Below are 6826 nucleotides of genomic sequence, written 5' to 3'. Positions count from 1 at the left end.
GCTGCCTGGTTGGCCACCGTCGTTAGCAGGTTGATCTCGGTTTTGGAAAAGGGATGCACGGATACCGTAAAACAATTGAGCACGCCGATGACCTTCTCGTCTTTAAGCTGGAGTGGAATCCCGACCATGGAGACCAGTCCGAGTTTCCGAGCCATCTCCTTTTCCTTGAAACGGGTACTACGCAACACGTTTTTGATGGTGATGGGGCGTTTGTGGGTGACGACATAACCGACAACCCCTTCGTCAAGGTTCAGGGAACGGTCTTTGACATACTCCGGGTCGATGGATTGGGTGGCCTTCAGCCGTATTTTGGGCGGTTTTTTATTCTCGTCAATCAGCCAGAGCGAACAGATTTCCACGCCGGTTACCTTGGCGGTGACCATGACGATGAGTTTGAGCAGATCCTCCAGGAACAGGTCCGACGTGATGGCCCGGCTGATGTCCCTCAACGCTTTAATGTATCCGTCGTAGGTGGCTTGATCGACTTTTTCCATGGCTCAATGGTTACCTGGTCGAAGATGGCATTTCAATGGCTGGGCGGCGGCCAAGCCAATCAGCAATCGTGTTTCAACGGAAAGAATCACTCTGCCTGTGCAAGCCATCCCAATGCGCCGGCATTGACGATGCTCGGGATGGCACGAGGTGGATCCGCTTCGAGAAATGGCAGAATATCCGGCTGCTGCCAGAGCGGATATCCGTTGAGGACGCCGGCCACATTACAGGCCGCCAGGGTGGCCATGCCTTCCCGGGTCCATCGGGTGGCAGAGGCGATGTGCGGGACGATGACAACATTGTCCAGTTCGGCCAGGCCAGAGGCCATCTCCGGTTCGTTCTCGAATACATCCAGACCGGCGCGAAAATCCGGATGCCGCCGGCAGTGGTCCACCAAAGCGGCTTCATCGACCACCGGTCCGCGGCTGGTATTGATCAAAATGGCATCGGATTTCATCAACGACAATCGTCGTGCGTCGATGAGGTGGCGGGTGGTGTCGTCCAGCACCGTGTGGATGCTGACGCAGTCGGCAGTTTCCAGCAGCTCATCCAGGGACTCAGCGCGGCGGCAGGCCACCGCCGACATGCGTTGGGTGACCCGAAAGCGATTGTAGTCGGCGACAAACGATTCCAGATCGGTGTTGGCGGCAAGGTCATGATAGATCACCTGCATGCCGTGCCCCTGGACCATCATGCGGGCATAGGCTGCTCCGATTCTGCCGGCACCGATGATCCCCAGGGTTTTGCCATGCAGCAGGGTGCCTAAAAAAAGATCGGGCAGCCAGCCGGTGTACCGGCCGGCACGCAGATAGCGTTCCGCCTCGCCGACCCGGCGGGCCACCGCGAAGGTGAGGGCAACGGCCATCTCGGCCGTGGTTTCGGTGAGCACGCCCGGCGTATTGCCCACCGGGATCCCCGCCCGGGTGGCTGCATCCAGGTCCACGTTGTTGTATCCCACCGCATAATTGCTGTACGCGACCCCCCCGGCGGCCTTGAGGGTATTGAAAAGGGTTTCCCCCCACGGTTCGGTGAGCTGCCCGATGGCCCCGTCACATCGGCTGCCGATGGCAGCTTTGATGGCTTCGGTATCCAGGGCCGCTTTGCTGTGACAGATTTCGAGGCGGCAATCGGCAGCGGTGAGAATGTCAAGCCACTGCCGCCCGGGGAGGGTTTTGGTGACGATGACGCGAAAGGTTCCCTCAGGGTTTTGAATTCGCCATGGGTAACTGCTCATCCGGCCTCCTTCGTGAACTCGACTTTCCGGCAGTCCTGCGTGGGTGGCTTCCAGCCATGACTTTGGTCTTGGGCGATTTCCTGAAGCGTTCGAGATCAAGGCTTGTAAAGCCCGAGAATACCGCTATCGCGGGTGCCGAAGGCAGCGTACTTGTCTTAGGCCGCAGTGCCGAAGGATGAAGCAAAACGCCGATATCGGACGCTTCAGGAAGTCGTCAATTTCCGGGTCCCATGTCACCGAATCGGTACTGCACCATCGTGCAGGCGGCCAGGGTGGCAGTTTCGGCCCTTAAGATACGCGGGCCCATACCGGCGGTGAGAAATCCATGCTCACGTACCCGCTGGATTTCGCCAGGGTCGAACCCGCCCTCTGGACCCACCGCAACGGTTATTTTTTTCGGCTGTTGCGGGGCGGTTTTGGGGATATCGAATCCCTGCGGTGCGCCTTCCCAGAAAATGATTTTAAGATCGGACTCGGCCGACGCCGCCACCATGGCGTCAACATCGTCTGCCGGCGTAATACTGGGAACGCATCCGCGCCGGCACTGCTTGACCGCCTCCAGGGCGATTTTCTCCCATCGGCCCAACCGGTTCTGCATGCCTTTTTTGACCGGTAAAGGTATCGATCGCGCCGCATAGAAAGGCATCCAGCGATCGATGCCCAGTTCCGTCAACTGTCGGATCAGGTCGTCCATCTTGCGGTCCTTGAGGATTCCCTGTGCCAGGGTGATACGAACGGACGATTCAGACAGCAGCGTATATGCCGCTTCGATGCAAAACAGAACCCTTTTGGGGGAAGCCGACACGATCCGGGCGCGATAGCCATTCCCGATGCCGTCGAAAAGTTCCACCGCATCACCGGCAGACAGGCGAATTACCCTGCAGATGTGGACCGCATCCGATCCGGAGATTTCCGGTTGTGGCTGCTTGACCATTTCCGGTGGTATATAAAAGCGTCTCAGGGACATGGGATAGCATTCCGAGTGCCGAATAATGGGGTGTCAACGATTCATTTTGATTTCATCATATCGGTTTACCTGTCAAGGCATTTATTATAGATTGATCCGTCGGTCATCGCTTGCGACGGGATCGCTGATTGTCAACGAGAGGTGAAACGAACCATGCTGATTTACGCGGCAGCCGATATTCACGGTAAGGCCCGACGGATTCGGCGTCTCATCAGCCGGATTGCCGCCCATCGACCGGACATGGTGTTGCTGGCCGGGGACCTTTTCAGACGCCGGCATCCTGAGGTCACCCTCGACCGATTGAATCGGTTGGCGTTGCCGGTGCTGCTGATCCGGGGAAACAGTGACCCACGACATCTGGCTCGCCTGTTGCCGCCATTTCCCCGGCTTCGATCCATTCATCTTTCAGCGGCACGCTTCGGCGATGTCGAGATGGTTGGTATCGGCGGCACCTTACCGCTGCCCTTTCATTCTCGATTGGGTATCAACGAGACCGACGTCGAGACCCGGGTATCCGGCATGTTGCATGCAAACAGTGTGTTGGTGGCCCATCCACCGCCGCACGGCGTCAGGGACCGGGTTCTGGGCCGATTCCATGCCGGCAGCCGGGCCGTCAGACGGATGGTGGACGGCTGTTCGCCGGCATTGGTCGTTTGCGGTCACATTCATGAACAGGCCGGTATCGGCACCATTGGTCGTACGATCGTGGTCAACTGTGCCATGGGGCGGGCCAGCGACGGGGCGCTGATCCGTTACGACGGTCGATCGTTACCGGTTTGCAGGATGCTGCCGCCGGGTCAGTAAACCCTAGTATGTCGATTCAATTGGAAACCAACCATCGATGGCACCCAACCGTGATCTTTACCCATCGGCCTTCTTCCAGAAAGGTGAATTGCTGGTTTGGGTGAACGCGTGTCGATGGTGCGGTGTCAGGGCAGGGCGGATAGAACGGCAAGGACCTCTTTCCCAAACGCCTTCACCTGCCAGTTGCGGATTCCGTCGACGTTCCGCAGTCCTTGAAGGTCCGCAGGTTTTTTTACGGCAATGGCGGACATCAGCGCCTTATTGAAAAGGAGGGCGGGATCCAGTCCCATACTTTCGGCCAGCCGATCGCGCCAGGCCTTGAGGACCTTGATCCTTTCGGGCACCTTGGGGGACACCGATGGCCGCCGCTTTCGTGGATAGATGGGCAGGTCCTTTTCGGCAAGGGCCCTGGCCTTTTTTACAATACCGGACAGGGGTTTTCCGTAAATACGGATCTGTTTGGCGCTCAGGCACCGGGCCGCTTCCATGGCTTGGGGGGAATCGGCCATTTCGGTTGCGATTTTCAGCAAGGCGGTGTTGGAAATGACCTTGAACAAGGGCCGGTCTTTTTTGGCGGCCAGTTCACGGCGATATTGCAGCAATCCCTCCAGCGCCGCCAAGTTGCGACGGGGCAGGCGGCCGGCGCCGCGGAACCGAAGGAACAACGGATCGCTGCCGTTTTCCATGGGTCTGACCGCGGACAGGTAATCGCACTCCTCCTTGACCCAGTCCAGTCGCCCCTTTTCTTCCAATTCATCCATGAGCATCCGGGCAAGGGGAATCAGGTGATAGACGTCGGAGGCGGCGTATTCGATCATACCTTCCGGCAGGGGGCGTTGAGACCAGTCCTTTTTCTGATATCGTTTATCCAACTGAATACCGAACCGGTTGCATACCACCGCTCCGAGGCTGGTCTCCCGTTCTCCCATGAACATGCTGGCCAACTGCGTATCGAACAAGTTGTTGATCTCGATCGAAAAATCACGATAGAGGGAGCGAACGTCATAATCTGAACCGTGAAACACCTTGCAGATCGTGTTGTTTTTGAATACCGGGGCCAAGGGTGAAAGATCGTTGACTGCAAGGGGGTCGATAACCACATTTTCACCGTTGCCGGCCATCTGCAACAGACAGACTTTCTCCTGATAGTGAAACATGGAGTCGGCTTCAAGATCCACGGCAAGGATTTTCTCCTGGCTGATGCGGCCGACAAACCCGTCCAGTTCATCGGGTGTCCGGATGAAGCGGTAAGACGGATCGGCGACGCTGTCCTTATTTTTCTCTTGACCCGGGAAGGGTTTTTCCCTACTTTTCATAAGTTATTTTTTTATCAATGAATTATTGGGCAATTGGTGGATACCCATCGCTGCTCCAATGCACAACCTTTTATACGGAAGGCAATAAAAAAATGATACATATCACACTTCCCGATGGAAGTCGAAAGCCCTTTGACGATTTTCCCACGGGACTGGCTGTGGCAAAGAGCATCTCCGAGGGCTTGGCTCGGGATTGCGTGGCCATGGAAATGGAAGGCCGACTGGTGGACCTGAACCGGACTATTAAACAGGATGCCGCTGTCCGGTTGATCACCACCCGGGATCCCGAAGCGCTGGAAATCATGCGCCACAGTGCCGCCCACGTCATGGCCCAGGCCGTGGTGAACCTCTACCCTCAAGCCAAGCTCACCATCGGGCCGGTGGTGGAGGACGGTTTCTATTACGACATCGATATGGAGCCGCTCTCCGAGGAAGCCTTCCCCAAGATTGAAGCGGAAATGAACCGCATCATCAAGGCCAAGATCCCCGTCGAACGCCACGAGGTGTCCAAAGCCGATGCCCTGGACTTCTACAAGGATGAACCCTACAAGATCGAGATGATTTCCGACTTGGCCGACGGCACGATCTCCTTTTACAAGCAAGGGGATTTTACCGACCTGTGCCGGGGGCCGCACGTGCCGCACACCGGGTTTGTGAGGGCGGTCAAATTGATGCGGGTCTCCGGTGCCTATTGGCGCGCGGACCAATCCAAGGCCCAGCTTCAGCGAATCTACGGCACCGCCTTTTTCGATAAGAAGCAACTCAAGGGGTATCTCAACTTTCTTGAAGAGGCCAAAAAACGCAACCACCGCAAGATCGGCGCGGCCATGGATCTGTTCAGCTTCCATGACGATGCGCCGGGTATGCCCTTTTTCCATCCCAAGGGCATGGATGTCTGGAACGCCCTGCTGGACTTCTGGCGCGACGCTCACCGGGAAGCCGGATACGTGGAAACCAAAACGCCCATCATCCTCCAGCGCACCTTGTGGGAGAAAAGCGGCCACTGGGAGAACTATCGTGAGAACATGTACACCACCGAGGTGGACCAGCAGGACTACGCCATCAAGCCCATGAACTGCCCCGGCGGCATGCTGCTCTATAGTACACGGCCGCACTCCTACCGGGAGCTGCCCATACGCGCAGCGGAGGTCGGTTTGGTGCACCGTCACGAGTTGTCCGGTGTGCTCAACGGCCTGTTTCGGGTTCGGGCCTTTCACCAGGACGATGCCCATCTTTTCATGATGCCGGAACAGATCCAGGCTGAGATTATCGACCTGCTGCGGCTGGAGGAGCGGATCTACAACCAATTTGGCCTCGGTTTTCATCTGGAGCTTTCCACCCGGCCGGAAAAATCCATTGGCACCGACCAGCAGTGGGAACAGGCCACCAACGGCCTTCGCTCAGCCCTCGATGCGTATGGCCATGAATACCGCATCAACGAGGGGGACGGCGCTTTCTACGGACCCAAGATCGACCTGCACATCAAGGACGCCCTGGGGCGGACCTGGCAGTGCGGCACCATTCAGCTGGACATGAGCCTGCCCGAGCGGTTCGACCTGACCTATGTGGGTGCGGACAATGAGAAGCACCGGCCCATCATGCTGCACCGAACCGTGTTCGGCTCCATCGAGCGGTTTCTGGGGATACTCATCGAGCACTTCGAAGGCAAGTTTCCCCTCTGGCTGGCTCCGGTCCAGGCGGTTTTGTTGCCCATCAACGATGACTTGATCCCATTTGCCGAGGATATCGCCAGAACCATGACCGGCGCAGGATTGCGGGTTGAGGTGGACGACCGGACGGAGAGCCTCAACCGTAAGATTCGCGAAGCCCAGCTGGCCAAGACGCCGCTGATTCTCACCTGCGGCGCTAAAGAGCAGGCGGCCGGCACCGTATCCGTTCGCACGTTAGACGGCACGGTCCGCTACGGCCTCCCCATGGCCCAGTTTATGGCGCAGGTGACGGCCCATGTGGCTGACAGACGCCTGCATCTCGATATGTTCGGCGAATAGGCCA

At 57.6% G+C, this 6826-nt stretch carries 6 protein-coding genes; 2 read left to right on the top strand and 4 right to left on the bottom strand.

Annotated elements, in window-relative coordinates:
* From ABYV26_RS02035 to ABYV26_RS02025, 3 genes are all read right to left on the bottom strand, one after another.
* Window positions 1-494, bottom strand: a 494-nt coding sequence (locus ABYV26_RS02035) for a GAF domain-containing protein (protein WP_372677687.1), incomplete at its 3' end; no start/stop codon positions are given.
* Between the two features lie 86 nt (window positions 495-580).
* On the bottom strand, window positions 581-1726 hold the full coding sequence (locus ABYV26_RS02030) for an NAD(P)-dependent oxidoreductase (RefSeq protein WP_372677685.1): 1146 nt from the start codon (window positions 1724-1726) through the stop codon (window positions 581-583).
* A gap of 214 nt (window positions 1727-1940) precedes the next feature.
* Window positions 1941-2693, bottom strand: a complete 753-nt coding sequence (locus ABYV26_RS02025) for a 16S rRNA (uracil(1498)-N(3))-methyltransferase (protein WP_372677683.1) — start codon at window positions 2691-2693, stop codon at window positions 1941-1943.
* A gap of 153 nt (window positions 2694-2846) precedes the next feature.
* On the opposite strand from ABYV26_RS02025, the gene ABYV26_RS02020 reads away from it, so the two are divergent.
* The gene (locus tag ABYV26_RS02020; RefSeq protein ID WP_372677681.1) at window positions 2847-3497 is read left to right on the top strand and encodes a metallophosphoesterase; all 651 of its coding nucleotides are present in this window, start codon (window positions 2847-2849) and stop codon (window positions 3495-3497) included.
* 125 nt (window positions 3498-3622) lie between these two features.
* Here the strand turns inward: ABYV26_RS02020 and ABYV26_RS02015 are convergent, their stop codons facing one another.
* Window positions 3623-4813 carry a ribonuclease D gene (locus tag ABYV26_RS02015; RefSeq protein ID WP_372677679.1) on the bottom strand — a complete coding sequence of 397 codons (1191 nt, stop codon included), beginning with the start codon at window positions 4811-4813 and terminating at the stop codon, window positions 3623-3625.
* A gap of 92 nt (window positions 4814-4905) precedes the next feature.
* On the opposite strand from ABYV26_RS02015, the gene thrS reads away from it, so the two are divergent.
* Window positions 4906-6822 (top strand): threonine--tRNA ligase, encoded by a 1917-nt coding sequence (gene thrS / locus ABYV26_RS02010; protein ID WP_372677677.1) that lies wholly within the window; start codon window positions 4906-4908, stop codon window positions 6820-6822.
* Window positions 6823-6826: the final 4 nt, after the last annotated feature.

This window comes from Desulfosarcina sp. (genome assembly GCF_041551955.1).
Taxonomy (GTDB): Bacteria; Desulfobacterota; Desulfobacteria; order Desulfobacterales; family Desulfosarcinaceae; genus Desulfosarcina.
This window is presented reverse-complemented; position numbering and strand designations above follow the sequence as displayed.